This window comes from Flavobacterium sp. H4147, from assembly GCF_029360735.1.
GTDB lineage: Bacteria > Bacteroidota > Bacteroidia > Flavobacteriales > Flavobacteriaceae > Flavobacterium > Flavobacterium endoglycinae.
Genome location: NZ_JARKNB010000002.1, coordinates 1,088,503 through 1,114,181, shown reverse-complemented (window position 1 = coordinate 1,114,181; position 25,679 = coordinate 1,088,503). Strand labels below are relative to the sequence as shown.

31 protein-coding genes are annotated in these 25,679 nt (G+C 32.1%); 5 read left to right on the top strand and 26 right to left on the bottom strand.

Going from position 1 to position 25,679, the window contains the following annotated elements:
• Positions 1 to 176 precede the first annotated feature (176 nt).
• The 8 genes from P2W75_RS12725 to P2W75_RS12690 all read right to left on the bottom strand — a co-directional run bounded on the left by P2W75_RS12725 (position 177) and on the right by P2W75_RS12690 (position 6,270).
• Complete coding sequence (locus P2W75_RS12725) at positions 177 to 2,486, bottom strand: type IA DNA topoisomerase (protein ID WP_276380738.1); 2,310 nt, start codon at positions 2,484 to 2,486, stop codon at positions 177 to 179.
• Positions 2,487 to 2,625: 139 nt separating this feature from the next.
• Entirely contained in the window at positions 2,626 to 3,612 is a 987-nt protein-coding gene (locus P2W75_RS12720) for a toxin-antitoxin system YwqK family antitoxin (protein WP_276380737.1), read from the bottom strand.
• Between the two features lie 82 nt (positions 3,613 to 3,694).
• Entirely contained in the window at positions 3,695 to 3,832 is a 138-nt protein-coding gene (locus P2W75_RS12715; protein WP_276380736.1) for a hypothetical protein, read from the bottom strand.
• A 33-nt stretch (positions 3,833 to 3,865) separates the two neighbouring features.
• Positions 3,866 to 4,276, bottom strand: coding sequence for a DUF6157 family protein (locus P2W75_RS12710; RefSeq protein WP_276380735.1), 411 nt, complete (start codon positions 4,274 to 4,276; stop codon positions 3,866 to 3,868).
• Positions 4,277 to 4,441: 165 nt separating this feature from the next.
• Positions 4,442 to 4,969 (bottom strand): hypothetical protein, encoded by a 528-nt coding sequence (locus P2W75_RS12705; RefSeq protein WP_207297125.1) that lies wholly within the window; start codon positions 4,967 to 4,969, stop codon positions 4,442 to 4,444.
• Positions 4,970 to 5,308: 339 nt separating this feature from the next.
• Positions 5,309 to 5,509: a YqaE/Pmp3 family membrane protein gene (locus P2W75_RS12700; protein WP_207297124.1), complete on the bottom strand. Its 201-nt coding sequence runs from the start codon at positions 5,507 to 5,509 to the stop codon at positions 5,309 to 5,311.
• Between the two features lie 157 nt (positions 5,510 to 5,666).
• A complete protein-coding gene (locus tag P2W75_RS12695) occupies positions 5,667 to 5,897 on the bottom strand; it encodes a hypothetical protein (protein WP_276380734.1) in 231 nt (76 codons plus the stop codon).
• A gap of 10 nt (positions 5,898 to 5,907) precedes the next feature.
• A complete protein-coding gene (locus P2W75_RS12690; protein ID WP_276380733.1) occupies positions 5,908 to 6,270 on the bottom strand; it encodes a hypothetical protein in 363 nt (120 codons plus the stop codon).
• Positions 6,271 to 6,429: 159 nt separating this feature from the next.
• Between P2W75_RS12690 and P2W75_RS12685 the strand changes: the two genes are divergently transcribed.
• Positions 6,430 to 6,753, top strand: a complete 324-nt coding sequence (locus tag P2W75_RS12685) for a hypothetical protein (protein WP_276380732.1) — start codon at positions 6,430 to 6,432, stop codon at positions 6,751 to 6,753.
• Positions 6,754 to 6,870: 117 nt separating this feature from the next.
• On the opposite strand, the gene P2W75_RS12680 is transcribed toward P2W75_RS12685, so the two are convergent.
• The gene (locus P2W75_RS12680; protein WP_306801527.1) at positions 6,871 to 7,794 is read right to left on the bottom strand and encodes a YEATS-associated helix-containing protein; all 924 of its coding nucleotides are present in this window, start codon (positions 7,792 to 7,794) and stop codon (positions 6,871 to 6,873) included.
• 183 nt (positions 7,795 to 7,977) lie between these two features.
• The gene (locus tag P2W75_RS12675; protein WP_276380730.1) at positions 7,978 to 9,174 is read right to left on the bottom strand and encodes a DUF4062 domain-containing protein; all 1,197 of its coding nucleotides are present in this window, start codon (positions 9,172 to 9,174) and stop codon (positions 7,978 to 7,980) included.
• 291 nt (positions 9,175 to 9,465) lie between these two features.
• Here P2W75_RS12675 and prfA point away from each other — a divergent pair, with 291 nt between their 5' ends.
• Together prfA and P2W75_RS12665 are read left to right on the top strand one after the other, a co-directional pair.
• Positions 9,466 to 10,542 carry a peptide chain release factor 1 gene (prfA, locus tag P2W75_RS12670; protein WP_207297117.1) on the top strand — a complete coding sequence of 359 codons (1,077 nt, stop codon included), beginning with the start codon at positions 9,466 to 9,468 and terminating at the stop codon, positions 10,540 to 10,542.
• 377 nt (positions 10,543 to 10,919) lie between these two features.
• A complete protein-coding gene (locus P2W75_RS12665; RefSeq protein ID WP_276380729.1) occupies positions 10,920 to 12,251 on the top strand; it encodes a DUF5723 family protein in 1,332 nt (443 codons plus the stop codon).
• Positions 12,252 to 12,636: 385 nt separating this feature from the next.
• On the opposite strand, the gene P2W75_RS12660 is transcribed toward P2W75_RS12665, so the two are convergent.
• From P2W75_RS12660 to P2W75_RS12610, 11 genes are all read right to left on the bottom strand, one after another.
• Entirely contained in the window at positions 12,637 to 13,014 is a 378-nt protein-coding gene (locus tag P2W75_RS12660) for a hypothetical protein (RefSeq protein WP_207297115.1), read from the bottom strand.
• Positions 13,015 to 13,052: 38 nt separating this feature from the next.
• Complete coding sequence (locus P2W75_RS12655; protein WP_207297114.1) at positions 13,053 to 13,406, bottom strand: hypothetical protein; 354 nt, start codon at positions 13,404 to 13,406, stop codon at positions 13,053 to 13,055.
• 37 nt (positions 13,407 to 13,443) lie between these two features.
• A complete protein-coding gene (locus tag P2W75_RS12650; protein ID WP_207297113.1) occupies positions 13,444 to 13,728 on the bottom strand; it encodes a YtxH domain-containing protein in 285 nt (94 codons plus the stop codon).
• Between the two features lie 50 nt (positions 13,729 to 13,778).
• The gene (locus tag P2W75_RS12645) at positions 13,779 to 13,931 is read right to left on the bottom strand and encodes a lmo0937 family membrane protein (protein ID WP_143102046.1); all 153 of its coding nucleotides are present in this window, start codon (positions 13,929 to 13,931) and stop codon (positions 13,779 to 13,781) included.
• A gap of 30 nt (positions 13,932 to 13,961) precedes the next feature.
• Positions 13,962 to 14,609: a porin family protein gene (locus tag P2W75_RS12640; protein WP_207297112.1), complete on the bottom strand. Its 648-nt coding sequence runs from the start codon at positions 14,607 to 14,609 to the stop codon at positions 13,962 to 13,964.
• Between the two features lie 34 nt (positions 14,610 to 14,643).
• Complete coding sequence (locus tag P2W75_RS12635; protein ID WP_276380728.1) at positions 14,644 to 15,219, bottom strand: DUF4142 domain-containing protein; 576 nt, start codon at positions 15,217 to 15,219, stop codon at positions 14,644 to 14,646.
• Positions 15,220 to 15,362: 143 nt separating this feature from the next.
• The gene (locus P2W75_RS12630; protein ID WP_207297110.1) at positions 15,363 to 17,144 is read right to left on the bottom strand and encodes a CHASE3 domain-containing protein; all 1,782 of its coding nucleotides are present in this window, start codon (positions 17,142 to 17,144) and stop codon (positions 15,363 to 15,365) included.
• Between the two features lie 16 nt (positions 17,145 to 17,160).
• Positions 17,161 to 17,610 (bottom strand): response regulator, encoded by a 450-nt coding sequence (locus P2W75_RS12625; protein WP_207297109.1) that lies wholly within the window; start codon positions 17,608 to 17,610, stop codon positions 17,161 to 17,163.
• A gap of 21 nt (positions 17,611 to 17,631) precedes the next feature.
• Positions 17,632 to 18,183 (bottom strand): AraC family transcriptional regulator, encoded by a 552-nt coding sequence (locus P2W75_RS12620; protein WP_207297108.1) that lies wholly within the window; start codon positions 18,181 to 18,183, stop codon positions 17,632 to 17,634.
• 161 nt (positions 18,184 to 18,344) lie between these two features.
• Positions 18,345 to 18,530, bottom strand: coding sequence for a CsbD family protein (locus P2W75_RS12615; RefSeq protein ID WP_008462351.1), 186 nt, complete (start codon positions 18,528 to 18,530; stop codon positions 18,345 to 18,347).
• 104 nt (positions 18,531 to 18,634) lie between these two features.
• Positions 18,635 to 19,108, bottom strand: a complete 474-nt coding sequence (locus P2W75_RS12610; protein WP_207297107.1) for a Dps family protein — start codon at positions 19,106 to 19,108, stop codon at positions 18,635 to 18,637.
• Between the two features lie 155 nt (positions 19,109 to 19,263).
• On the opposite strand from P2W75_RS12610, the gene pyrF reads away from it, so the two are divergent.
• Both pyrF and P2W75_RS12600 read left to right on the top strand, forming a co-directional pair.
• A complete protein-coding gene (pyrF, locus tag P2W75_RS12605) occupies positions 19,264 to 20,091 on the top strand; it encodes an orotidine-5'-phosphate decarboxylase (protein ID WP_276380727.1) in 828 nt (275 codons plus the stop codon).
• Between the two features lie 125 nt (positions 20,092 to 20,216).
• Positions 20,217 to 21,017, top strand: a complete 801-nt coding sequence (locus P2W75_RS12600; RefSeq protein WP_276380726.1) for an ABC transporter substrate-binding protein — start codon at positions 20,217 to 20,219, stop codon at positions 21,015 to 21,017.
• An 836-nt stretch (positions 21,018 to 21,853) separates the two neighbouring features.
• On the opposite strand, the gene purU is transcribed toward P2W75_RS12600, so the two are convergent.
• From purU to P2W75_RS12575, 5 genes are all read right to left on the bottom strand, one after another.
• Positions 21,854 to 22,708 (bottom strand): formyltetrahydrofolate deformylase, encoded by an 855-nt coding sequence (gene purU, locus P2W75_RS12595; protein ID WP_207297104.1) that lies wholly within the window; start codon positions 22,706 to 22,708, stop codon positions 21,854 to 21,856.
• Positions 22,709 to 22,841: 133 nt separating this feature from the next.
• A complete protein-coding gene (locus P2W75_RS12590) occupies positions 22,842 to 23,561 on the bottom strand; it encodes a DUF4197 domain-containing protein (RefSeq protein WP_276380725.1) in 720 nt (239 codons plus the stop codon).
• A 92-nt stretch (positions 23,562 to 23,653) separates the two neighbouring features.
• Entirely contained in the window at positions 23,654 to 24,229 is a 576-nt protein-coding gene (locus P2W75_RS12585) for a hypothetical protein (protein WP_276380724.1), read from the bottom strand.
• Positions 24,230 to 24,260: 31 nt separating this feature from the next.
• Positions 24,261 to 24,821: a hypothetical protein gene (locus P2W75_RS12580; RefSeq protein ID WP_276380723.1), complete on the bottom strand. Its 561-nt coding sequence runs from the start codon at positions 24,819 to 24,821 to the stop codon at positions 24,261 to 24,263.
• A gap of 13 nt (positions 24,822 to 24,834) precedes the next feature.
• Positions 24,835 to 25,659, bottom strand: coding sequence for a hypothetical protein (locus P2W75_RS12575; protein WP_276380722.1), 825 nt, complete (start codon positions 25,657 to 25,659; stop codon positions 24,835 to 24,837).
• Between the last annotated feature and the right edge of the window lie 20 nt (positions 25,660 to 25,679).

Below are 25,679 nucleotides of genomic sequence, written 5' to 3'. Positions count from 1 at the left end.
TTATATGAGTTTTGGGTTTGTAATAGAGCTACTAAAGTATGAATTTTTTTTCCGCCACGAATTCACGAATTTTATTTTCTTCCATCTTTGAGTAAAAAAATAGGAATCCATTCGAAAAAAATAATTCGTGAATTACTTCATCTATTCGCTATCGCTCGAGTCGTGGTTATAAAAAACTAAACACTTTCACTTAAAATTGAATAAACCAATTCTTTAGTTGGTTTTTGATCTTTTAGTTTTGCACGAACGTCATCAAAAGTGACTTTAAAATCACAACCTGATTTATATTCGGCGCAGCCATAAGCGGTTTTGCCTTTTAAAATGGTTCCTTTTTTACATTTCGGACAAACTAATGCATCTGAACTTTCCTTAGTTTCGGCTTTTTTCTCTGTTTTCTTTGGCTCTAATTTCAGTTTATAATTTTCTTCAAAACGAATTAAACCTTCTACAGTTCCAGAATCAGTTTTAAAGCCTTTTATATTTACGGTTGAACCTTTCTGAACCAATCGTAAATATTGACTTTCTGTAATTTTTTTATCATGAAAAACAAAAGGCAGCACAAAATCACAACCTGATTTATATTCGCTGCATCCAAAAGCGGTTTTTCCTTTAATCAGATTTCCCTTTTGGCATTTCGGACACGTTTCTGCCGAAATTCCAGAACTTTTCTTTTTCTCTTTTTCTGCTTTTACGACAGGTTTTTGAATCGATGCCGCATGCGAAATATTGGCATGTTTGGTTTCGCTTCGTACTTCATACACCAATGCTTCCACCATGCTTTTCATGTTTCGGATAAACGCCGCCGCAGTGAAAGTTCCTTTTTCGATATCTTTCAATTGTTTTTCCCAAGTTCCAGTAAGTTCAGCCGATTTTACCAATTCGTTCTGAATCGTATCAATCAATTGAATTCCGGTTAAAGTTGGTAAAACTTGTTTTTTATTTCGAACAATATATTGGCGTTTGAAAAGCGTTTCGATAATATTCGCACGCGTCGACGGACGCCCGATCCCGTTTTCTTTCATTAATTCACGCAAATCTTCGTCGTCAACTTGTTTTCCTGCGGTTTCCATCGCACGAAGTAAAGTTGCTTCGGTAAACTGATTGGGAGGTTTGGTTTCTTTTTGAAGGAAAGAAGGTTCATGCGGACCTTTTTCGCCCACCACAAAACTTGGCAGTAAATCGGGTTCTTTTTCTTTTGCATTTGGATCTTCAAAAACAACTCGAAAGCCTTTTTTCAGGATTTCTTTTCCGGTTGCTTTAAAAGTCACATCGGCAGCTTTTCCAATTACTGTAGTGTTGGCAACCAAACAATCATCGTAAAAAACGGCAATAAAACGTCTTGTAATAATATCGTAAACTTGCTGCTGATTGTGTGGCAGATTATTTTGAATTCCAGTTGGAATAATTGCGTGGTGATCGGTTACTTTTTTATCGTTGAAAACCTTTGGCGATTTCTTGACTTTTTTCTCTAAAATTGGCTGAGTCAATTCGGCATAATTGGTTAATTTCTGCAGAATTCCAGGCACTTTCGGATAAATATCGTTTGGTAAAAAAGTCGTATCAACTCTGGGATACGTGATAACTTTTTGTTCGTATAATGTCTGTGCAATTTTCAAAGTTTCTTCTGCCGAAAAGCCAAATTTTTGGTTGCAATATACTTGTAAACCTGTTAAATCAAAAAGCTTTGGGGCATATTCGTTTCCGTTTTTCTTATCAACTGAAACGATTTCAAAATCACTTTCTTTTACTTTTTCGGCCAGAATTTCTCCGTCTTCTTTGTTAAGAAAACGTCCTTCTTCATAGCTGAAAAGTGTTTCTCTATATAAAGTCTGTAATTCCCAATACGGCTGTGGTTTGAAGTTTTCGATTTCTCTGAAGCGTTCTACAACCATCGCCAAAGTTGGTGTCTGCACACGTCCGATTGACAAAACTTGTTTGTAGCCGCCGTGTTTTACGGTATACAAACGGGTTGCATTCATGCCTAAAAGCCAATCTCCAATGGCTCTAGAAAATCCGGCGTAATATAAATTATCGTAATTAGAAGAAGGTTTAAGATTTTCAAAACCTTCTTTGATAGCTTCTGTAGTAAGGGAAGAAATCCATAATCGCTGAATTTCGCCTTTGTAATGCGCTTCGTTCATCACCCAGCGCTGGATTAATTCTCCTTCTTGTCCGGCATCCCCGCAGTTTATAACGACTTCGGCTTTTTCAAAAAGACTTTTAATGATTTTAAACTGTTTTTGGATTCCTGAATTCTGAACCACTTTAGTTTCAAATTTTTCAGGAAGCATGGGCAGATTGTTTAAATCCCAGCTTTTCCAGTGCGGTTTGTAATCGTTGGGTTCTTTTAAGGTGCATAAATGCCCGAAAGTGTACGTCACTGCATAACCATTGCCTTCGTAATAACCATCGTGCTTGGTATTGGCACCTAAAACAGATGCGATTTCTCGTGCTACACTTGGTTTCTCGGCAATACAGACCTTCATTTTCTCCTTTTCTTATTTAAAGCGAAATTAGGGATTTTTCTTGGAAGGGGCAAAGAGGCAAAGGTGCTTAGATGATATGATTTAAGTTTTTAATTATGAAAATAAACCATCACTTTATTTATTCATAATTATGTAAGTGTTATAAATTATTTTGAATTTCAATTAATTTTCCATTGACATAAATATCTTTTTGGATAAATTTCCCATTTTCATCATACCATTTCCAAACTCCATCTTGCTCATCGTTTTTATAATTTCCTTCAACTTGAAGATTTCCGTTTTCATGATATTTAAGAGCTTTTCCATTCTTTTTTCCAGAAATATAATTTAGATCTACTTGTAATTTACCGTTGGGATGCCATTGTTTACCATTTCCATCAATGAGTCCTCCCTTAAAAAACTGAATGTTCTTTTTTTGACCGTTATTATACCAGCGTTCACTCAGACCTTCTGGTTCATCATTTTTCCAATTCGTTCGTTGTTCAAGTTTTCCATTTTCAAAGTAACATTCAAATAAACCAGTTTGCATTCCGTTAGTCCAGTATGAGATTTCTTTCACTTGACCATTTTCAAACCAATGTTTATTTTGCCCACTAAGTTTGTTTTTAATATATGCAGTCTTTGCAGATATTTGTCCATCTTCAAAATACCATGTTTTTAGACCGGTACCGTCTTTAAAATCGATACTCCATTCTATATTTCCATTATTAAAATATCTTTTCCATTGATCTTTTATTTTATGATTTTTTACGATGCCTTTTTCAAAAACTTTTCCATCTTGGAAATATGAAATATAAGGTCCATCATTTACATAATACTGGATAAATTTCCCAGATTTAACCAAAGCATAGTGTATGAGTTTTTCATTTTGATCGTACCAGTAAATTGTATCAATATTTTTTCCGTTTTTTAATTTCCCTTTTTCATAAATGGTTCCTTTAAAATAAAATGAAATATATTTTCCGTCTTTTACTGTTGTTTGGTCGCTTACTGGAATCCAAGATGATTTACCAGTTTTTGAATCTAACCAGTATACCCAATTTTCGTTTCTTTTATCCCTATCATTTATATCAGCGTTGCAACCATAAATCAGTATTAAAAGAAGTAGTGCTAGTTTTTTAGTCATTTTGTTTTATTAATCAATGCTTTAGGCGAATGTCTGAACAATTTTCTAAATGCAAATGAAAAATGAGAGAAATTTTCAAAGTCTAGATGAAGATTGAAGAAACTTTTTCAAGAAACCATCTTTGTAATTCATCGGCTTTTGTCCAAGCATTGTAAATGTCCTGAATGTTAGCTTTTACAGCTATTTTTTTGGTGAAAGAAGTCCAGTCAAAGTTTTCCATAACATTTGAGTATATTGTTTGTATTCTAATAATTTATCTGATTGATTTCATCGCTTTTACTTTTTTTACTTTTGGGTCCTTGATAAACTTTTGATATTCATCTGTTTCCATTCCGAAAAGCGCAATTTTTCCATTATGATTGTTATGAATACCAAATCCGTATGTTTTGGTAAGAGGTGAAGCGCGAAAGCAAGCTTGTCCTTTTGAGAAAAATTGTTCTCGAGCTTTTTCGTATTCATTTTTCGTTAAATCGTTTCGATCAGCAAAAACCTGAAAAAGAATATCATCAGAAGTAAATTGATAGGGATTTTTAGCAATGAGCTCGTATTGCATTTCTGCAATGGTTTTCTTGTCTTTACTGGGTGGTATAATTCCGTGATCTACTTTTGTATCTTCTGCTACTTCAATAAAAGTGTCAAAATAATTTGTAGTATGTACTTTCATATCGCTATAAATTATCACATAAAGATAAGTTGTTTTTCTTTATATGGAAAAGCATCAGGATATTAATGCAAAATCAGGAAAGTGGTCTTCAATCTAAAAACATATATTAACTAACGTTTAAAAAATAGAAAAGCGCAAAATCTAGAGAATTTGCGCTTTTTTTTGTTAAAGGGAATTTTCTAATTTATATTTTCCTTTTTTCATGATTTGGTAAATACTGTAACTTTGATAAAGGTTTCCGCTGGTATCACGTATCGTAAGATAGATTTTAAAGTTTGAAGTTTGAAGTCCGGGATCAGAATAATAAGTATCTGGTACAGACATAAAATAACCAGTTGCGCCCCAGCCAATAGCGTAAGGAGCTTCTCCATTGTTATTTACTTTTGAATACCACCAGATAATGCTGTTTAAATCAGGATTAGGGATACTTCCTGTATACTGCCATTCAAATAAGGTTGTTCCGCCCTGAATGTAAGTAGGACCAGATGCTGTTACCTGAGATGATATTATTGTGTTTGTAAGAGCAGTTTTTGACGTTTTACCATCTTTAGAAACTGATTCTTTTTTTAGCGCATTTTCAATACTGGCTGAATCAGAAGTTTCGTCAGAGCAGTTTTGGAATAAGAACAATGCTGAAAATGCAAACGCAAAAAGCAGCGATTTACCGTAATACTTGTTTGTGGATTTTTTCATAATCTATTAATTTAGTTAAAGATACTATTGGGGAGTTTCCAAATTTGAATTATAAATAACAAAGTTGTTTCTCAAAAATACCTTGTTTAAAACTAATTCGATTACGGATAAACCATAAATTTTTTCTTTCAAAATCACCAGATAATTACTTCAAAAAAATATTATGGAATAATTAAAAATTTATCCACATATGCAAAGGAGGAACTATTGCTTAACAATAGCCAACATGTAAATAACAGAAGAATAAAAATGTGGAATGTGTGATAGTTGCTTGATTTTTTTAAGTTTTAGAAAACGTGATTTATTGTCATCAAGACAAAAATAAAACCTAATTTATAGTTACGATTTAGATTTGATCGCTTTTATTAGTTGCTTATTGCGTTTATCAGCTCTTGAATTCTGTAAAGAAATAACAGCCCAAATTGCAGCGGGAATCCAACCAATTAAGGTTACTTGCAAAATTAGACAAAGAATCGACGTTAATATTTTTCCTCTCAAAAAGAAAGAAACACACGGAAAGAAAATTGCAATTAGGGTCATAGTTTTTTGGTTTGTTTTGTGTAAATATAGAAAAGCTGCACGATTTGCTAATTTAATTTTAATGAACGTAATGATATTTACCTTCAGAAAACACATTTCCAGTTACTGCATCAATTTGTATCATTGGACAATGATTACATTCTTTTGATACATTCCATTAATATAATTTTCTTTTTCCATTTTTATATCCTAAACTCGTTTTGGAGTAAGTATAAGTATTAAAATAAATGAGCACTTTATCTCCTGAAATACCATATCGTTTAGCAATTTTTAAAGCCTGGCTTTCTGTAATCTTAATTTCGTTTTTGTTTTTTTCTGTACAGGAATTGAATAAGAAACATATTCCAAAAAGAAGAATCATTATTACTAATAAGAGACTTTTTTTCATAGTTAAATTTTTAGATCTTAGTTAAGTTTTCCGAGCCATAGCCACAACTTGGGCAATAAATAGCATTTGGACTTCTAAAAGGTTTTTCGCAATTAGGACAATCTTTCCCGAATTGACTTCTCTGATGATGCAAAATAGCTAAAGGGTTAGATTCATACTCGCCCGTTATTAGTTTATACATTTCGAGGAAATAGCGATATTTTTCAAACGTTTCAATTTTGTCCAGCCAAACATAATTTTGAATGTTTCTTTTTTCTAATTCTTTTTCGACTACATTTTTTCCATTTAGCAATGCTTCCTGACATAATTCAAATTCTGGATCATCAAGCATTATGACCTTCATATTGCAACGCCAGCAAAATTTTTCTTCCATAAAAGGTTATTAGTACAAGTAATTGGTGAAAACAAATATAGAATATTTCGTGTAGGTTTTAGATTTTTAAAAATCGGTTGCAAATACTCGATTGTTTACGATCACATAAAAATAGTTTATTGTTTCTAATTTCGTTTCGAAGAAAAACAATTAGAAATCATGGGAATACAAAATAAAGAAAGACTAGCCGAATTACTGGAATTAATAAATAAAGGAAGATATTTTACTAAACTAAAACCAGAGCCTAAAGAAAACAATTCGTTTACGATACCGCTAAAAGTTTCTTCTTATAACGAATTAAATATGATGGTTTCAGATTTGCTTAAAGCGAGTATTGTTCTAATGAATAAAGAAGCTCGTAGTTTAGCCGTTTTTCATAAAGACACCGATATTAATGTATTGACTTTACTTGAAATTGCTTTGCAGTTATTGCCAGATGAAGAAATGGAGTTGTTGGATGAGGTTTATAAGATTGTGTTTTGAGTTTTTTGGGTATAAAAAAAGCTACATGATTTATGTAGCTTTTGTATTTGATAATTTGTTTTGTGTCTTGCTATTGTGGGCACGGATTGCAAATCCGCGCTATCGGGGCTATCGGGATTAATTTAAATTTGGATTTGCTATCTTTAAAATATTTGTAGTATCCTTAATTTTAGATAACAAAGCCTTATCTGCATTCTTTTGAAATCCATTTATAATATTTAATATATACATTATTTGATCTTCTTTTATAAAATTTCTTCTTGCTAATGTATCATATGCATTTAGTATTGAATATCGTGTATAAAGTTGAGTAGCCAATTTTGAAATTTCTTCAAGTATTTCATCATCACCCTTGTTAGGTTTTAATTGAACTGAATATGCTAAAGCTAAAAAAAGCCCTTCGGTTTTATTTTCTAATAATAAAGCTTGTTTTGATAAATTATTTCTAACAATTATTTCACCCATTTTTCTACCCAGTTCTGCCTTTAATTTTAATCTTTCAGAATAATCAGAAATGCTTGTTTTTGAAACGAATGAATTTGCTAATTCTAATAAAACATCTTTTTGATTATTATTTTGAATGTACGGCTCGTCTTGTGTATTATTAAGATCTACGACTAGTCTTACATCTTCAATTTTTTCTTTTGCGGATGTTAATTCTTTTTGAGTAGATTCTGCTTTTTCTTTGCTTTCTTGAGCTGTCTTTTCAGCTTTTTTCACAGCTTCTAAAATTCTTTCGCCAATTGTATTTATAAATCTTCTAGAAAAAATGGCTGCAATTAAGCAAAAACCTGCAAAAATTAAATAATCAATATTATTTTTTTTGTTTTCAATTAAGCCACTTGATATCATTTTTAAAAATGCAGGAACTAATATGGCTGCTCCAATACCCAGCAATATATATTTCTTTTTTGCTTGATTGTCTACTGAATCATTTTCTGCAGTATCAAAGTTGTGGAGATAATTTAAATAGCCTCCAAAGCATCCGGCTGTAATCATTATAATAATTATTATATAAATATGAATATCAATTTCACACATAATTGTTTTTTTGTTTATTAATGTTTTGTCATTCAGTAAGATTGGAAGTTTAAAAATTTAAATAAAAAGTCTTTACTACTAGTGTGAGCATCTCGCTCGTCACAAAATGATTTAAAAATAGATTTTGATTGCGATCACTAGCAACATGCTTGCAACAATTTTGGAATATAAATTTTTGAAAGATTACTTTTTTTGAGGTCTGTGAGAAGCCATAGGTTTATTTTTTTCATCTTTGATTTCTTCAACAATTTCGTATTTTGGTTTATCTTTATAATTTTCGAATTTGTCATTTATATAACGTACAGTTTTAAAATCACTAGTGTCAAATGTGAAAGTATCCTTAATGGCTGCTAATATGGCTTCTTTTCTATTTTGTGGAAGAACATGAAATGCTTCCCAGTCTAATTTAATATTCTCGAGAATATCAATTCTATATCGACAGATAAAAAATGTACCATCAGCTTTTAGGAAGGCAATTTGAGATCTTGATAAGCGTGATAGTCTTGAATCAGTAATTTGTTCAATATCAATAATTCCCATATCGACAAGAATATTGTCCCAATTTTTGTTGCTTAAAATTATTTTTTCAATTTCTGGAATTTCAAAATTTAATAAAAAATCTATTATGCCTCGAAAATGTATTGCCCCTTTTGCAGTTTCTTTGAGTTCATCACTAGGAATTGTTGTTAATATAGCAGTTTTGATATCTTCGATCTGTTTTGTTAAAAAATCAAATTTTCTTTCTTCATTTAGTTTAGAACGTTGTTCAAATAATAAGCGTTGCAGAAGTCCTGACCATTGTTTTCTTAAATGACTATCTATGTCTTCAATTCGACTGAACGGCTGAATTGAATTATTTTCAGTTAGATGTCGCAAAAAATTAATAAATTCGAAAATGTAAATTGCAGTTTCTTTCTTTTCAATAGAAGGGAAATCAATCTCACTCAGAATTGGTTTTGATTTATTTTTTTCATAAACATTGTGGTCATGAAGTACTTTTGAATCAATAAAAGTAAAAATTGGAATTCTGTCTTCAATTGCTTTTATAACTTCTAATTGAGTTATAGAAAGTTTCTCTGGATCTTCTAGAAGTTTAGTGCTCAGACTTGATGTTTTTGCTTTTGAAATATCAATTGTAGTCAAAGCTTTTGGGATTATTGTTCCTCCAAATCTAGGGCCGATAATTACTATTAAGCAATCACAATTGCTTACTTCATGAATGCAGCTAGTATGAGTATGTTGAGATGGATTATATAGGACGTCGGAGTATTCGCTCATTACAGGGTCATATCCAAAATTAGAAATAAAACTACGTAAATGAGATCTTAATAAACCTAAATCATAACTAGTTGAAGAAACGAAAATTTTAAGATTTGCCACTTATTAAACTTTTAATTAAAGTTGATGAATTGTCTAATTTAAGAAAACTAACTTTAAAGTCATTGTGTTTAAGACTTCTTCCTTAAACTTAAAACAAACATCGTTTTTAATTTTAACAAACAAGCAGGTAAAAACACCTGTTTTTTAAATTTTGAATAGAAATGTTAAATAAATTAAAATCGATTAATAAAATAATTTATTCAAAATCAGCTTCAAAAAGCACAAAAAATCAACACTAGAATTTTCCACAAAAATTTTGTAATTTTGCAGTCCAAATAAAGGAAAAAGAAAATGTTAGATAGACTTCAATACGTAAAGCAGCGATTTGATGAGATTTCGGATTTGATTATTCAGCCGGATGTTATTTCTGATCAAAAGCGTTATAAGCAGCTCAACCAAGAATATAAAAGTATTAAGGCTTTGGTTGAAAAGAGAGAAGAATACATTATAGTTTTGGCAAATATCGATGAGGCTAACGAAATCATTGCTGATGGCAGCGATGCTGAAATGGTGGAAATGGCCAAAATGCAGTTGGACGAAGCTAAAGATCGCTTGCCAGAATTGGAGGAGGAAATCAAATTTATGTTGATTCCTAAAGATCCTGAAGATGCTAAAAACGTAATGGTGGAGATTCGTGCCGGAACGGGTGGAGATGAAGCAAGTATCTTTGCTGGTGACTTATTTAGAATGTACACTAAATATTGCGAAAGCATGGGGTGGAGAACCTCTGTTGTAGATATGAACGAAGGTACTTCGGGTGGTTTCAAAGAGGTTATTTTTGAAGTTACTGGAGAAGATGTATACGGAACGTTGAAGTTTGAAGCAGGTGTTCACCGTGTGCAGCGTGTTCCTCAAACTGAAACGCAAGGTCGTGTGCATACATCGGCAGCTACGGTTATGGTTTTGCCAGAAGCGGAGGAGTTTGATGTTCAGGTAGATATGAACGATGTTCGTGTGGATTTCTTCTGTTCGTCAGGACCTGGAGGGCAGTCGGTAAATACAACGAAATCGGCTGTACGTTTAACGCACATTCCAACCGGATTAGTGGCGCAATGTCAGGATGAGAAATCACAGCATAAGAATAAAGATAAAGCTTTAATGGTATTACGTTCTCGTTTATACGAAATGGAATTGGCTAAAAAGCAAGAGGAAGATGCTAAAAAACGTAGTTCTCAGGTAAGTTCTGGAGACCGTTCGGCTAAAATCCGTACGTATAACTATGCTCAAGGTCGTGTAACCGATCACCGTGTTGGTTTAACGCTTTATGATTTGGGTAACATCATGAACGGTGATATTCAGAAAATTGTTTCTGAGCTTCAGTTGGTAAACAACATGGAGAAATTAAAAGAGGCTTCGGAAGTATATTAATTTCTAGAGGCAGAGCTCTACAAAGGTTCAGAGTCGCAATGGTTTTGTCGCTTTGGAAAAACACTCTTAAGTTTTTTCTTAGATTTAGTTTTAAGTTGATGTAAATTCTATATTTTTTAATAGAATATCAAAAATAATCAAGCCGAACATTTGTTCGGCTTTTTTTGTGTTATCTAAGAGCAATACTACATGATCTTTTAGGGGAGTAAGATTTATAATATTTTTTGAAAAGAATTTTCGTATATCTCTGAAGCTTTGCCACTTTGCTGCTTTGAACTGGCAAAAAGCATAAGTTTTTTTAAAACATTTTTTGTTTCATATTTGTTTGTCTTTTACCAAAAAGAGAAATGTACTAATCAACCAACAAATGTTAATTTATGAAGAGAACTTTACTTTTATGCAGCTTTTTTGGAAGCTTTTTTTATTGTCAGGGACAGTCGTATTTTGGATTTAGGGACGATAATTATGCGGGAATTCAGGGAGTTTTGTTTAATCCGTCAGCGATTGTTGATTCTAAATTCAGATCTGATATTACCATTTCGTCTGTCAGCGCAACGGGACAAAACGATTTATATGGTGTTAATATTGCCGATGTTTTTGATGGAGGTTACAGCCTAGAAACCGATGCGTCAAAGAATTTTAAAACAAATAACAGAGGAAACTTGAACATCGATATTCTTGGGCCATCGTTTATGATGAATATTACGCCAGAGCACAGTATTGGAGTTTTTACTCGTGTACGAAGTGTTACCAATCTTACAGGCATTAACGGACAGCTTATTGATGAGGTTAATAAAGATGTAGATGCTTCAAACAGTTTTTTATTTACAGGCGGTAACCCAAATGGAGTTACCAATTCCTGGGTTGAGATTGGAGCAAGTTACGGAACAATATTAGTAGACGAAGATGTACATTTTATAAAAGCTGGTCTTACCATAAAATACCTAATGGCGGGAGTTAACAATTATATCAACGGAAATAATCTGAGTGTTGCTTATGAAAAGGACAATGTGATTCCGTCGCAAAGTGAATATCTTTCAACAGGAACTTTAAAAACAGCTGCTAGTTATGATTACAATGCAGGAAAAGACCCAAAATTTGATATATCATCAGCAGGTGTGGGAATCGATTTGGGTTTTACGTACGAATACCGCACCAACTGCCATACTTGTATTGGAAATCGATACAAATTAAAAGCGGCAGCTTCGATAACAGATTTTGGGAAGTTGAATTATAAAAATGTTATCGAGAATACATATAACCTCGCAGGAAGAGTGACACAAGATGATATTGATAATGCGAGTGATATTTTTCAGTTTTTTAATGATCATTATACCAAAGTTTCATCGCAGAAAGGAGTAAAAGCAAATCTTCCAACCGCTCTTCATGCCAACTTTGACTGGAATATCGATAATAAGTTTTACCTGAATTTAAGTGGTGATTTCGGATTGGTCGACGCCAAAAAAATTAACGGAACTGCGATTGCTAATTCGGTTACTTTTACACCTAGATATGAAACTCGCCAGTTTAGTTTTTACATTCCGCTTACGTACATGGAATACAGCGGAACACAAATAGGAACTGGTTTTAGAGCCGGACCATTATTCATAGGATCAGGTTCGCTGATTTCGAATTTGTTTTCAAACAATTCAAAAGCCAGCAATGTATATGTGGGATTGAAGATTCCTATTTATCAGAGTTATAATTGATTTTTGAGGTTCAAAGGTTCAGAGGCTCAAAGTGGCAAAGGTTTATACTCTCTGTAACTCTGTAACTTTGAGCCTTTGTCCCTAAAAACAGAAAAGAGACTTTCTTACTAGTGTAAAAAAGTCTCTTTTTTGGTTTGAGATAAGTTGTAAACTTTTAATCTTAGCTTCTTAGAAGCTTAGAATCTCATAACCTTAAAAATATAGTGATGTATTAACTGTTTAATCGTTTTGTTGCCTTGTGAAACGTATAAGCGAGTTAGATACCGAGAAATACTCTTGTAAATTCAAAACATTTATATAAGTTAGAGTAGAGGGTCACACCATTCTTTATGATTATTTCGTTTAGCTTTTCCATAATAGTCAGTATTTAATTCGACAATTACTCTTATGATGGTTCGTATTGTGATGATTCTTCTTCTTCAGAAGTTTCATTTGAAGATTCGCTAGGTTTCGAAACCAGATTGGTTACGATAAGCTGGACAATTGAGCCTAAAATTCCTTTAAACATAGTATCACCTTTTCCAACAATAAATCGTTTGGCTAAATATCCAATCGCAATGCTGATGGCTGATTGTGCCATATGACTTTTAAAGCCAACCGTTTCGTTGATTTCTTCAACCGTATTTCGAATAAGGTTTAAAGGCTTTAAATTTTCTTTAATATCATCGATATGGTCTTTAATAGCACACCATTCGGCATCCTGACGATCTTCTAATAATTTTATTCTCTGATTTAACTCATCAATAGTGTAAATAGGCTCCATAATAGTCTTTTTTAAGTATTAATATTTTAAATCAGTTTTTATTTTTCTTTTAAGATGCTCGAAATAATCGAATTTCCAATAGGAGTTTTGATTAGTTTATGATGAGATTTATGTATTACAACAGCTACTATTAAATAGAAAAGTGCCATTATAAAAAATCCGAAATAATATTCTCCAAGTTCTTTTCCAATCCATAAACTTAAACCAATATTCAAGAACAGGGTAAAAAATGCAACAACAACGCCGACTGCTATCTTTGATGCCAATGATGAAACACCATCAGCCACTGAACATACTGTTTTAAGTTTTAATAATTCTAAACTTGTTTTTGCATAAGTTTCAGCTTTTTCATAAAGATTTAAATTCTCGTTTGTTGTTGCATTTGGTTCCATGATATAGTATTTTATGGTTTGAAAAAATCACTTTTTATTAGTAGTTCGATTTCACTGTTTTAGCTTCGTCTTTAACTGTATTGAAATCATCTTTTACTTGGTTGAATTTTGCTTTTCCTTCATCGATGATGTCTTTGCCGTTTGAAGTGATTGTGTTTACAATACCATCAAATTTTGTTTTTAAATTATCGCTGTAATCTTTCGATTTATCTTTGATTTTTTTTCTAGTGTTTGAACCTTTGTCTGGAGCAAATAAAACTCCTAATAATGCTCCTGCTGCAGCTGCAGCTGCTACTCCTAAAATTGTGCTAGATGCTTTCATAATATTTGATTTTTAATAGATTAATATAATTATTTAATGTTGATTCGTTTTTAAATTTCCCGTCCTTTGATAAGTCTCAATAATATTGCGATAATGGCAATTACAAGCAGTATGTGAATAATACTTCCAAAACTGTAAACAAAGAAACCAAGAGCCCATAGTATTACAAGAATAACCGCTATGGTGTATAATAAATTTGACATGGTTTTCTTATTTTAGGGTTACTAAATGAATTAGTTCAATTTATACGATAAGTATAAAGTTAAGTTGCTGTTTTTAGCATCAGGAAAAGTATAAGTTGTTCCTAAAGCTGTTCTTTCTTTCCCCACAGTTGTTAAACCATAGTTGTAACGTACTCCAATACTAACTGGATTAAAATCTACTCCAATACCAGCTGAAATACCAGCATCAAATTTGTTTAAATCGTCTGTATCAATAGTTTGTTCAAACTCAGCGTCTCCGCTTCCTGTTACTTTAGAACTTACTAGGTAAGAAGCGTAACCACCGGCATGTACGTTAAAGTTTTTAGTAATATTTACTCTTACCAATAATGGAAGTTCGATATAATTCAATTTGAATTTAGCGTCTCCATTAAAAAGAGCGCTGTTGTATTCTAATTTGGCACCTTTTGTTGTAAATAAAAGCTCAGGCTGAATAGCAACAAAATCAGAGATTGGTAAAGTTGCATAAACACCGGCATTGAAACCGTATAGAATATTGTTGTCATCAACATCATCGCCATTGTTGTATAGATTAGACATGTTGAATCCACCTTTTACACCAAACTCCGTTTCTACATTAGTATTTTGAGCGTGCAGCATTCCAAATGAAGCTGAGATAAAAAGGGCTAAGGCGCATAAAAAATTGTTTTGCATTTTCATAGTTAAATAATTTAGTTAATGATTTGTTAGGCTTTTAATTAATTCCTTTCTTAATTGTTTGTTCAACCTCTCGTAAGAGATCAAATTGTTCAGGCAGATATTTCAATACTAACTTTAAAATTGCTTTATCGTTGGTTTCCTTCGAAACGGTCTCTAATAATTGAATTTGTTCTTCCAGACATTTTTTCATTGCTCTTAAATAGACTCTGTTAAATTCGGAAGAATTTTTTGCGGTAACCAGATCGTAAGTATCGCGGCGGTGTGTTGCATTTATTTCAGAAATAATAATAAGTTTTTTATTTGCTAATTCTGTTACTTCCTGCAGCAGTCTACTTTGATTTCTTTCGATTTTTTTACCTAAAATCATTATTGAACTCTCTGAACTTTTTTGTTGTGCAATTTGACTTTTAGAAATAATAGTTTTTCCAACATTTGCCGTTGCAATAAAAAAGAAAGCCTCAACTTCTTCTTTATCATTTTTACTAAAAGCTTCATTTTTTTTAAGATTAGATTCTATTGAATTGGATTTTCGGCACGATGTTACAAAGATCACGATCAATAAAAAAAGCACTTTAAAAATGATGGCTTTCAATACGGGTTTTGCTTTCATTATTACTTCCTAAAGTATTACAATACAAAGATGCTAACGAATACGATGATTTGCCTTACAGCATAAAAAAGAAACGTTATATAATTCCCATAAAGAATTTATATAACGTTTTAATATCTAGTGTTTAAAGGAGCTGACGAGGTTTAATCTGGTAGAAAAATAGTAAAAACCGAACCTTTATTCGGCTCACTATCAGCTGTAATATGACCTCTATGATTGTCTACGATTTTCTTACAAATCGCTAGACCAATTCCAGTTCCTGGATAGTCAGTTTTAGAGTGCAGTCTTTGAAACAAAATAAAGATTGTTTCTTTAAACTGAGGATCAAAACCCATTCCGTTATCTGTAAAAGTAATTCGGTGGTATTTTTTAATGTTTTGATCTAATTCTGGATAATCAGCTGCATTTACTTTTTCACAATCAATTGAAATTTCAGGCGGAACATCCGGTCTGCTGTATTTTAATGAATTTCCAATCAAGTTGATGAAAAGCTGTTCGATTTGATAAGGAATCACCGAAAGTTTAGGAAGTTTGCAGGTATTTATAACTGCATTTTTTTCTTCTATAACTTCTGTTAATTCCGATTCGGCATTTTCAAGCAATTCATTTAAATTCGACTTAATGAATTCTTTTTTGGTTGTATTGGTTCTCGAAAACAATAATAAATCATCGATAAGAATACGCATTCTTTTTGCCGAAACTTCAATTTTGGCAATATAATCACGTGCACTTTGTGACATAACTGCTTTATCAGCATCAGAAACTCGAGAGATAAAAGTCTGGATTTTTCGAAGCGGCTCCTGTAAATCATGACTCGCGACGTGATTGAAAGAAGCTAATTCTTTATTGCTTTTTTCGAGTTCTTTATTACGTTCCTGAAGTTCGATATTAAGCAGATGCTCATCGGTAATGTCAAAATTAATGCCCAGTAAAATTTTGCTTCCCTGTTGGTCTGTCAGTAACTTTCCGGTCGATTTAAAATAACGGACTTCGTGACTTGGAAGTAGTATTTTATAATATACAAAAGGCTGTTGTTTGTTCTGAAGGATTCCGTCAATAGCAGTTGCAACATTATCCTTGTCATCAGGATGTACGGATTTTAAAAGCGTTTCTCTTCTTGGAATAAAATCGCCAGGTTCATAACCCAGTAAACGAAATTGATTGTCTGAATAATCGATTTTATCAGCATCTAGATCCCATTGCCAGGTACTAAATTTACCAATTGCTTCAGATTCAGAAATTAAACCGCTCGAAATTAAAAGCTTTTTATTGTAAAGTTTTAGTCTTTGGAAATCTTTACTGATTTGTCGATAAGCCAGTAAGATAAAAAATAGCGCTGTTAAGAATAGCGAGATAGAAAATATAGGACTTAACGAAATTTCGGCATCGTAGATTTTCAGCCTGTTTTTAAGATAGGTTTTCTCAATGTCATTCATTTCGTCAACTTTAAAACGAATATTTTCCATTAAGATTCGTCCCCCAAACATATGATTATCGAGTTTTCGTTTATCATATGTTTTGGGATCGCTATATTTTAAACAATTTTCGAAAGACACAAAACGCTGTATAATAAGCTTAAAGAGCTTTCGAAGATTTTCCTGCTGTTGTGGATTATCAGCAGTTAATTTTTTTAAAGTAATAAATGAAGTATTTACCTTGTCGCGTGAATAAATATACGGAGTTAAAAAACGGGCATTTCGGGTAATGATATAACCTCTTTGTCCGGTTTCGGCATCTTTTATAGCCGACATCAATCGTTCTAATTGAATGTTTATCTCGTATGTATGCATGACCAGTTTGCTTGATTCATTCAAGTCCTGATTATGCTTATAAGCTACCGATGAAATAAATAACAGAATGAAAACTGCGATTACAAAAATAACTCTCAAAGAGTTTGAAGAATTAAAATTTGGTATCCATTTCATTGGTGTACTATTATTTTTATTTTAGTCGCAGCAAGAAATTATCACGGTTTAACCCAGAGGTATGATAGTGCCAGTTTACGGTCACGACTTCATTAATTATTTTTTTAAGCGTATTAAAATCGCTTGGCTTTTTGATATAAATATTGGCACCCTGAATAAAAGTATCTTCAATATCTTCTTCAGATGAAGAAGTAGAATAGATGGCAATAATAATGTTTTTTAGATGATCTGTTTTTTTAATTTCAATCAAACACTCTTTACCAGTTTTCTTTGGCATATTTAAATCCAGAAACAAAATATCCGGAAGTTTATTATCTGGATTTAATAAATAATCCATTAACTGCATTCCGTCATGCACAAACTCTACGTTTGTTTGTATTTTAATTTCTTCAAAAGCGTCTTTAAAAAAAAGGCGGTCATCTTCATCATCATCTGCCAGTAAAATGTTTAATGCGTTTTTTTGCATTTTAGTGTGGTATTTGGGTTTTTATTTTAAATTTTCTCTTCGTTTTTTAATTATTCGCTGAAATGCCGACGGCGTAATACCAGTCGTATTCTTAAACTGCGTGCTTAAATGCGCTACACTTGAGTAGTTTAGCAAGAAAGCAATTTCGGTTAAGCTCATTTCATTGATAATAATTAATTGTTTTGCTCTTTCAATTTTCTGTAAGATAATAAAGTTTTCAATAGAAGAATACGTTACTTCAGAAAAAACATTAGATAAATAGCCATAACTATGGTTGAGTTTTTCGGCTAGAAAAACAGAACTTTTATAATTGTTGCTGTCTTCCATAAAAACCAATTCGATTATAGCATCTTTTATTTTTTGAACTAAAACGCTTTTCTGATTTTCAACTACTTCAAATCCGCACGGACTTAAATTATTTTTTAAAGCTTCGAGTGCATCTGCATCCAGATTGTCGTCAATCTCAATCTCCCCAAAACCCAGACTGGTAAAATTAATGCCTTGCTGATCGAGGTTTTGTTTGAGATAAAGCGAACAAATGGTATTTATGTCGAACTTTATAAATAGCTTCATTTTTTAGAAAATTTTGGTTAAAGATAATTAAATTATTCGTGGTTATAGTGTTTAATGTGTTTTAGAATGTAGAAATTGATGCAAAAAGAAGTAAAATCTTCAAAAAAATACCGTCTAATATTGCTTTACTAGACGGTATTTCCTGATTGAGTCTTAAAGACTTACAATTCTGACAGGATTTGATGAAATTCCTCTTTTGTTTTTCCCAGTTTCTGCTGAAGTCTTCCGTACATTTCGTCTTCTTTTCCTTCAGCAAACATCAAATCATCGTCTGTCAGCTCAGCATATTTCTGCTTTAGTTTGCCTTTCAACTCATTCCAGTTTCCTTTTATTTCTGTGGTATTCATGATTGCATTTTGTTTGTAATTAATAGTAAAGTAAAGTTCTGTTTTAAAATTGAGACCTTTTTACATTAATTCCCGGTTAATTTGCATAATTCACATTTTTGCTTTTAAACCTGATAACGGCGCAGAATCCAAGCCATTTTTTCATGCTCCTGCAGCAATCCGGTTACAAAATCAGCAGAACCTGCGTCTTTGGTTTCATTTTCAAAAATCGGAATGTAATCTCTAAATTCAGTAACCAGCTGTTCGTGATTTTCTAAAAGTTCTTCCAGCATATGTTTTTGTGAAGCATATTCTTTTGGAGATTCTTTTAGTGTTGAGTTTTCGATAAACTCTTTCATGGTTCCAATCGTTTTTTCGCCAAGCTGGCTGATTCTTTCGGCTACTTCATCAATATTAGCTTCTAGAATTCTATATTGATCTTCGAATAATTTATGTAATTCCATGAAGCTATTTCCTGAAATATTCCAGTGAAATTTTCTTGTTTTTACATAAAGAGTCATTTCGTTCGATAAAATAGTAGCTAATATGGTAGTGCTCTTTTTAAGGTTCGCAGCCGATATTCCGATATTTGGAGTCATAATTTCTTTTTGTAGGTTACAAATCAAAATTAGATGACGACTACGCATTTAATTTTACACAATTTTTCTAAGATGTTATATGAATCCAATGTGAAGCTCAAATTCGCAATACATTAATATTATTTGTAATTTTGCCGCACAACAAAAAAAGCAATATGACAACACAACAACTGCACGAACAAATTCTTCAAAAAAAATCATTTTTATGCGTAGGCTTAGATCCAGATCTTACTAAGATGCCACAACATTTATTGGAAAGCGAAGATCCAATTTTCGAATTTAATAAAGCCATCATCGACGCTACACACGATTTAACGGTTGGATATAAACCTAATACCGCTTTTTTTGAAGCATATGGAATAAAAGGCTGGATGTCGCTGCAAAAAACAATTAATTACATCAACGAGAATTATCCAGATATTTTTACGATTGCCGATGCCAAAAGAGGTGATATAGGAAACACTTCGAGTATGTATGCCAAAGCTTTTTTTGAAGATTTAAGTTTTGATAGTGTAACAGTTGCTCCTTATATGGGAAAAGATTCGGTTGAACCTTTCCTGGCTTTCGAAAATAAACATACTATTATGCTGGCTCTAACATCAAATGAAGGAGCATTTGATTTTCAGACCTTAAATGCAAACGGACAAGAGCTTTACAAACAAGTTTTAGAAACTTCTAAAACGTGGAGAAATAGCGAAAACTTAATGTACGTAGTCGGAGCTACTAAAGCCGAATATTTTACTGAAATCAGAAAAATTGTTCCAGACAGTTTCTTGTTGGTTCCAGGAATTGGCGCTCAAGGTGGAAGTTTGTCTGAAGTTTGCAAATACGGAATGAACGATAAAGTGGGACTTTTGGTAAACTCAGCAAGAGCAATTATCTATGCATCAAAAGGAACTGATTTTGCTGAAAAGGCTAGAGAAGAAGCTCTCAAAGTGCAAAAAGAAATGGAAGAGATTATTGATTTGAAGTTTCAGGTTTAATAATTGTTAGACACGAATTCTCCAATTTCTTTTTAATTTGCGGAATTAGTGAAATTAGCAACTAAAATCTACACGAATAAAAAATTAGTGAATTCGTGGCTGAAAAAACTTCTTCTTAAATAAACATGAAACAATTAACCGACCAAATAGGAACGATTCATTCTTTTGAAACGACTCCAAAACGTATTATTTCGCTTGTTCCTTCGCAAACTGAATTATTATATGATTTAGGTTTAGAAGAAAAAATCATCGGAATTACGAAGTTCTGTGTCCATCCGTTTCATTTCAAATCAATCAAAAAAATGGTGGGAGGTACTAAAAAAATCCACTTTGAAAAAATAAAGCTTCTAGAACCCGATATTATTATTTGTAATAAAGAAGAAAATACAATCGAAATTGTCGAACAATTGCGTACAATTTGTCCAGTTTGGGTAACGAATATAGTTTCTATTGAAGATAATTTCCAGATGATAACCGACTTCGGACAGTTATTCAACTGCAGGACTGAAGCACAAAAATGGAATGATAAATTATCTTTCGCCTTGAGCGATTTCAAAAAATACATTCAAGATATTGCTGTTAAAAAAGTCGCTTATTTTATTTGGAAGAATCCCTATATGGTTGCCGGAAATGATACCTATATTAATGAATTGCTAAAAATCAATCATTTTAAAAATATTTATGAAGATAAAGGCCGTTATCCTGAAATCGAATTAAAGAAGATGCGTCTCGAAGGTGATCCAGATATTGTATTTCTTTCTTCTGAACCGTATCCTTTTAAAGAAGAAGACGCTTTTGAAATAGGAAGATTCACCCATCATGCCAAAACTATTTTCGTAGACGGTGAAATGTTCTCTTGGCATGGCAGCCGACTTTTAAAAGCTTTCCCGTATTTTAAACTTCTACATGAAAGGCTTAAAAATTAGTTTTTTTTGTTTCAGGTTTCAAGTTGTTGGAATGTGAATTTGACTGAAAAGGCGCTAAGATTTTTTTTCGTGGAGTAATTTAAAACGCAAAGTTCGCAAAGATGTGATAGCTTTGCGAACTTTGCGTTTATATTCATAATACTTAGGAAAAAATCTTAGCGTTCTTTGCGGTTAAAATATGTTCAAAGCAAATAGTTGTAAAAAAAGAATGCCGACATCTCGAAGACGCCGGCATTATTTAACTAACCAAAACCAAAATAATAAATAACCAGTTTATTACATTACAAATGTCTGAAATATATCAATCTTAAGCTGTTAAGATCTTGTTATTACTTTGTTGAATATAAGTTAATGTATAATTGGAAAGTAAATTCCAATATTTAAATTCCAAAATCCAAATTCACAATTGGGATTTGGAATTTTTATTTGACTTACTTTTTAAATTGGAATTTTACCAGAATTTAGAATTTGGAATTTTTTCATTTGAATTTAAATAATCCATCAGGATTTATCTAAAAAAAGAATGCCGGCATCTCGAAGACGCCGGCATCATTTAACTAACCAAAACCAAAATAATAAATAACCAGTTTATTACATTACAAATGTCCGACATATATCAATCTTATGCTGTTAAGGTTTTGTTATTACTTTGTTGACCATAAGTTAAGATTTTTAGAAACCTATTTTTGAATATTGTAAAGCTAGGTTAAGAGTGCAAAGTTGTAAAAGTTAAGAGGTTTTTAAACATTAATAATAATAAAACCCGACAAGTTTTTTAAACTGTCGGGTTTTATTATTATAAAGCAAAGTATAATTCTTTTTAAAAAACTTTGCACCTAAGAAAAAACAACTGTCTTATTACTATACACCATTGTTTTTCTTTCGGAATGTAATTTAATTGCTCTTGCCAAAACTATTCGCTCTAAATCACGTCCTTTCATGATAAAATCTTCAACAGAATGAATATGTGATACTCTGGCAATATCTTGTTCAATAATTGGACCTTCGTCTAATTCTTCGGTTACGTAATGACTTGTTGCACCAATAATTTTCACGCCGCGTTTAAAAGCCGAATGATAAGGTTTTGCACCTGGAAAAGCTGGCAAAAACGAGTGGTGAATATTTATAATTCTATTTTCGTAAAGTTCAATCAATTTTGGTGTTATAATTTGCATGTAGCGGGCTAAAACAATAAAATTGATATCATATTTTCGTAATAATTCAATTTGTTTGGCTTCACCTTCCTCTTTATTGTCTTTTGTAAAAGGAACACAGTGAAACGGAATATCGAAGCGTTCGGCAATTCCTCTTAAATCATTGTGATTGCTTATAATCACTGGAATTTCAACATTTAATTCATCGGCGCTGTATCGGCCTAAAATATCAAATAAACAGTGGTCGTATTTAGAAACAAACAACGCCATTTTTGGTTTTTGTTCTTGATTGTACAAATCCCATGACATATTGAAATCCACAGCAAGTGTTTTTTCAAATTCAGCTTTTATATCATCGATTGTATTTCTGTGATTGGTAAATTCACATTCCAATCGCATAAAAAAGACATTCTGCTCGACATCAACATGCTGATCGATATAAATAATATTTCCTTCTACTCTGGCAATAAAAGCAGTCACTGCGGCAATAATACCTTTTTGGTCTTTACAGTGAATCAGAATGGTTATTTTTTGCATTTTGGCTTGTTTTGGTTTAATCGGTTAATTGTTAATTTGTTTAACTGCAATATAGATGCTGAAAATTATGAAAGACTAAAGAAGATAAACCTTTGAACCTTTGCAACTTTGAGCCTTGGCAGCTATAAAAAAACTATTTTCCGTCTTGCAGGGCAAAAACACTTTTCAATAAAGGAGTTGTTCTGGCGCTGATATTGTTACGGATTTCTTTTTCTTCTACAGCAATCATTTTAAAAACACCTGATAAAGCCTGATTGGTTGTATAATCTGTTAAATCTGGATTTACCTTTTTTACCAATGGTATGGTGTTGTATTTATTGATGATTTTTGTCCACACAGCATCGGCACCTACTTTTTGAAAAGAGCTTTTAATTACAGGATTGAATTTTGAATATAAAGCTGTGGTTGTAGTTCCCTGTAAGTAGGTAGTTGCAGCGCTGTCATTTCCTAAAAGGATATTTTTTGCATCTGTAAATGACATATTTTTTACAGCCGAAACGAAAATCGGAGTAGCTTCTTTTACGGCATCTTCGGCAGCGCGGTTTAGCATTTTAATACCTTCATCAGCAAGAGAACTCAACCCGACTTTTCTTAAAGTGGCGTCTACTTTTTGCAGTTCTTCTGGCATTAGAATTTTTACAGCTTCATTTTTATAAAAGCCATCTACTGCGGTTAATTTACTCACTTGCTGGGTAATTCCTTTGTTAAGAGCTTCTCTTAATCCAGAAGCAATGTCTACGCCTCCAACTCCAGGAACCTGAGAAGATATTTGAGGGAATTGATTTAGAGTTTGTTGTACCTGTGCACAAGAGGTAAGTGAAAATGCAACGGCTAATAATAAAATCTTTTTCATTGTGGGGATTTGTTTAAGTTTCAAATGTAGTATTTTATTCAAAAATAACGCCACAAATATATTCAAAGACCAATAACATTTTGTTATAATAATTAATGCAAATTGGTTGTTATTAATTTCCAGTTATTTTGATTGAGATCATCCTGAGTCCAACCAAAATGATATAAAAGAGGTAATAAATGAGGAAGTTCTTCATAATCTGTTTTTTCACCAATTTCGGTATTTAAAAAATTAGAATATAAAGGTTTTAATATATCAGAAGCGTTATTATACAATTCTTGACCAACCCAATTGCTTTTTCGAATTAAATTCCCTTTGTTGTAAATTTGGATATCATATAAATCAAAACATTCTGGATGGCCAGTAAAAACTGTAATGTTATCATATTTTTGTGAGTAAGCGATATAAAATTTCTCCAACTTAACAAAACCGCTTTCCATTAAAATTGTACCGAATGATTCATTTTTATAAAAAATATGATGAGAATTAGCATAAAGTAATTTAGAGGAACATTTATCAAGCGTATAGTTTTGCTTATTTTGGGTTATTTTAAATGATTTATCTAAATCACAGTAGACATCTGACAATATTTCTTGCCAATCTTCATTAGGTGGTAGGATAGTAAAACGAATGTATCCCATTATTTTGCTCCAATTTATAGGTGTCATTTTTAAATTAATATTTTTGTTAATGAAAAAACTATGGCCAAGACATTCTACTATTATATTGCCAAAATTCTTTACTAGAAATATAAGCAGGCTGCAGTTGTAGTATGGGTCTGTTATTGGCATCAAATAGCAGTACACGAATGATCTTTTCTTTGGTGTCATTCATTTCGATATTGCCATCTGCATCATCAATTAATTTCTTTTTCTTTAAATAAAGAGTAGGTTTTTCGATGATAAATTGGGTTACTGCTTCTCCATCTAACTTTAAATCGCATCCAATTAAATTTCCTTTAATATCGTATGATTCAATTTTGTTCAAATACTTATTTTCATAATAATATATTTCAAAAGCAATTTGGCAAGATCCCGGCTGTACTTTATGGTTATTTAATCGAAAACGAAGTATCTGGTTTTTAGAATTTGTAAATTCGATATTGCCATTTCCCTGAGTATTTACACTATTATGAAGTATTCTGGCAGGTTTTGAAAACTTGGTGATTCGGTTTGTGTAAGATTGATAATTTTGAGCTGATTGAGCCCATGAGGAAAAACATAGAAAAAGCGTTGTAAGCACAAGTAAATAAGATTTCATGGTATCGGAGGTATTAAAACTCTGCTTTTTCTTTATTGAATTCTCTAATAGCATCCATAAAAGTATTTCGGCTAAAGATTAAAGTATGTGTAAAGGATAAAACTATTTTGCCTTCGTAGTTTATAAAATTAATAGTATTCAAGATAGTATTAAGAGTAATGCGTCTAAAATCATCAAAATAGTAAACATTATCATCTTTAATGATTTTATCTTTAAATAATCTGAAACTTTTAGAATCAATATTTTGGAATGATTTATTGCTGACAACGAAAAACTGGTTTAATAGTTTTTGCTGTAAATTCATATAATGAAAAGTGACTTCCTCGCCGTTTTTTAATTGTTCTACGATTTTTGGTGTGTACTGTGACGCATGCTGATCAATTATAAAATCTAAAGCTTCAATATTATTGGAATAATCAGGAGAAATAACCTGCCAAGAATCTTGATCAGATCCTCTAAACATAATATTGTTAGGCATAAAAAGTTTTTTTCCAGATGCATATGGGTAAATGTCTTTTATTTCATCAAAATACAGTTTTTTTTCGACTGCATTAAACGACGAAACGATTCCATTTTGATATAAAGAAAAAACAGGCTTTTTGGAAAGATAAATGGCAACTGACAATAACAAAATGCCAATCCCCATAAGAAGGGCAATTGTTTTGTAAATTATGAAAACATCACCGCTAAAGTGCACACTATCAATAGGGAGAATCGTTGTAAAACAAATAAAAACTGAAGCAGCTGTAAAAAGTATAAAAACCACAATAGCAGTTATCAGCAAAATTCTTCCCGGTTTGCAGGTAAAAGCAAGGTTTCCTAAAGTATCATTTATCATGGTAGTCAGATTTTAAAATG

Bases quoted from the DNA above. Each gene is read 5' to 3' on its own strand.
- P2W75_RS12725 (WP_276380738.1), bottom strand. From the start codon at position 2,486: ATGAAGGTCTGTATTGCCGAGAAACCAAGTGTAGCACGAGAAATCGCA.
- P2W75_RS12720 (WP_276380737.1), bottom strand. From the start codon at position 3,612: ATGACTAAAAAACTAGCACTACTTCTTTTAATACTGATTTATGGTTGC.
- P2W75_RS12715 (WP_276380736.1), bottom strand. From the start codon at position 3,832: ATGGAAAACTTTGACTGGACTTCTTTCACCAAAAAAATAGCTGTAAAA.
- P2W75_RS12710 (WP_276380735.1), bottom strand. From the start codon at position 4,276: ATGAAAGTACATACTACAAATTATTTTGACACTTTTATTGAAGTAGCA.
- P2W75_RS12705 (WP_207297125.1), bottom strand. From the start codon at position 4,969: ATGAAAAAATCCACAAACAAGTATTACGGTAAATCGCTGCTTTTTGCG.
- P2W75_RS12700 (WP_207297124.1), bottom strand. From the start codon at position 5,509: ATGACCCTAATTGCAATTTTCTTTCCGTGTGTTTCTTTCTTTTTGAGA.
- P2W75_RS12695 (WP_276380734.1), bottom strand. From the start codon at position 5,897: ATGAAAAAAAGTCTCTTATTAGTAATAATGATTCTTCTTTTTGGAATA.
- P2W75_RS12690 (WP_276380733.1), bottom strand. From the start codon at position 6,270: ATGGAAGAAAAATTTTGCTGGCGTTGCAATATGAAGGTCATAATGCTT.
- P2W75_RS12685 (WP_276380732.1), top strand. From the start codon at position 6,430: ATGGGAATACAAAATAAAGAAAGACTAGCCGAATTACTGGAATTAATA.
- P2W75_RS12680 (WP_306801527.1), bottom strand. From the start codon at position 7,794: ATGTGTGAAATTGATATTCATATTTATATAATAATTATTATAATGATT.
- prfA (WP_207297117.1), top strand. From the start codon at position 9,466: ATGTTAGATAGACTTCAATACGTAAAGCAGCGATTTGATGAGATTTCG.
- P2W75_RS12665 (WP_276380729.1), top strand. From the start codon at position 10,920: ATGAAGAGAACTTTACTTTTATGCAGCTTTTTTGGAAGCTTTTTTTAT.
- P2W75_RS12660 (WP_207297115.1), bottom strand. From the start codon at position 13,014: ATGGAGCCTATTTACACTATTGATGAGTTAAATCAGAGAATAAAATTA.
- P2W75_RS12655 (WP_207297114.1), bottom strand. From the start codon at position 13,406: ATGGAACCAAATGCAACAACAAACGAGAATTTAAATCTTTATGAAAAA.
- P2W75_RS12650 (WP_207297113.1), bottom strand. From the start codon at position 13,728: ATGAAAGCATCTAGCACAATTTTAGGAGTAGCAGCTGCAGCTGCAGCA.
- P2W75_RS12645 (WP_143102046.1), bottom strand. From the start codon at position 13,931: ATGTCAAATTTATTATACACCATAGCGGTTATTCTTGTAATACTATGG.
- P2W75_RS12640 (WP_207297112.1), bottom strand. From the start codon at position 14,609: ATGAAAATGCAAAACAATTTTTTATGCGCCTTAGCCCTTTTTATCTCA.
- P2W75_RS12635 (WP_276380728.1), bottom strand. From the start codon at position 15,219: ATGAAAGCAAAACCCGTATTGAAAGCCATCATTTTTAAAGTGCTTTTT.
- P2W75_RS12630 (WP_207297110.1), bottom strand. From the start codon at position 17,144: ATGAAATGGATACCAAATTTTAATTCTTCAAACTCTTTGAGAGTTATT.
- P2W75_RS12625 (WP_207297109.1), bottom strand. From the start codon at position 17,610: ATGCAAAAAAACGCATTAAACATTTTACTGGCAGATGATGATGAAGAT.
- P2W75_RS12620 (WP_207297108.1), bottom strand. From the start codon at position 18,183: ATGAAGCTATTTATAAAGTTCGACATAAATACCATTTGTTCGCTTTAT.
- P2W75_RS12615 (WP_008462351.1), bottom strand. From the start codon at position 18,530: ATGAATACCACAGAAATAAAAGGAAACTGGAATGAGTTGAAAGGCAAA.
- P2W75_RS12610 (WP_207297107.1), bottom strand. From the start codon at position 19,108: ATGACTCCAAATATCGGAATATCGGCTGCGAACCTTAAAAAGAGCACT.
- pyrF (WP_276380727.1), top strand. From the start codon at position 19,264: ATGACAACACAACAACTGCACGAACAAATTCTTCAAAAAAAATCATTT.
- P2W75_RS12600 (WP_276380726.1), top strand. From the start codon at position 20,217: ATGAAACAATTAACCGACCAAATAGGAACGATTCATTCTTTTGAAACG.
- purU (WP_207297104.1), bottom strand. From the start codon at position 22,708: ATGCAAAAAATAACCATTCTGATTCACTGTAAAGACCAAAAAGGTATT.
- P2W75_RS12590 (WP_276380725.1), bottom strand. From the start codon at position 23,561: ATGAAAAAGATTTTATTATTAGCCGTTGCATTTTCACTTACCTCTTGT.
- P2W75_RS12585 (WP_276380724.1), bottom strand. From the start codon at position 24,229: ATGACACCTATAAATTGGAGCAAAATAATGGGATACATTCGTTTTACT.
- P2W75_RS12580 (WP_276380723.1), bottom strand. From the start codon at position 24,821: ATGAAATCTTATTTACTTGTGCTTACAACGCTTTTTCTATGTTTTTCC.
- P2W75_RS12575 (WP_276380722.1), bottom strand. From the start codon at position 25,659: ATGATAAATGATACTTTAGGAAACCTTGCTTTTACCTGCAAACCGGGA.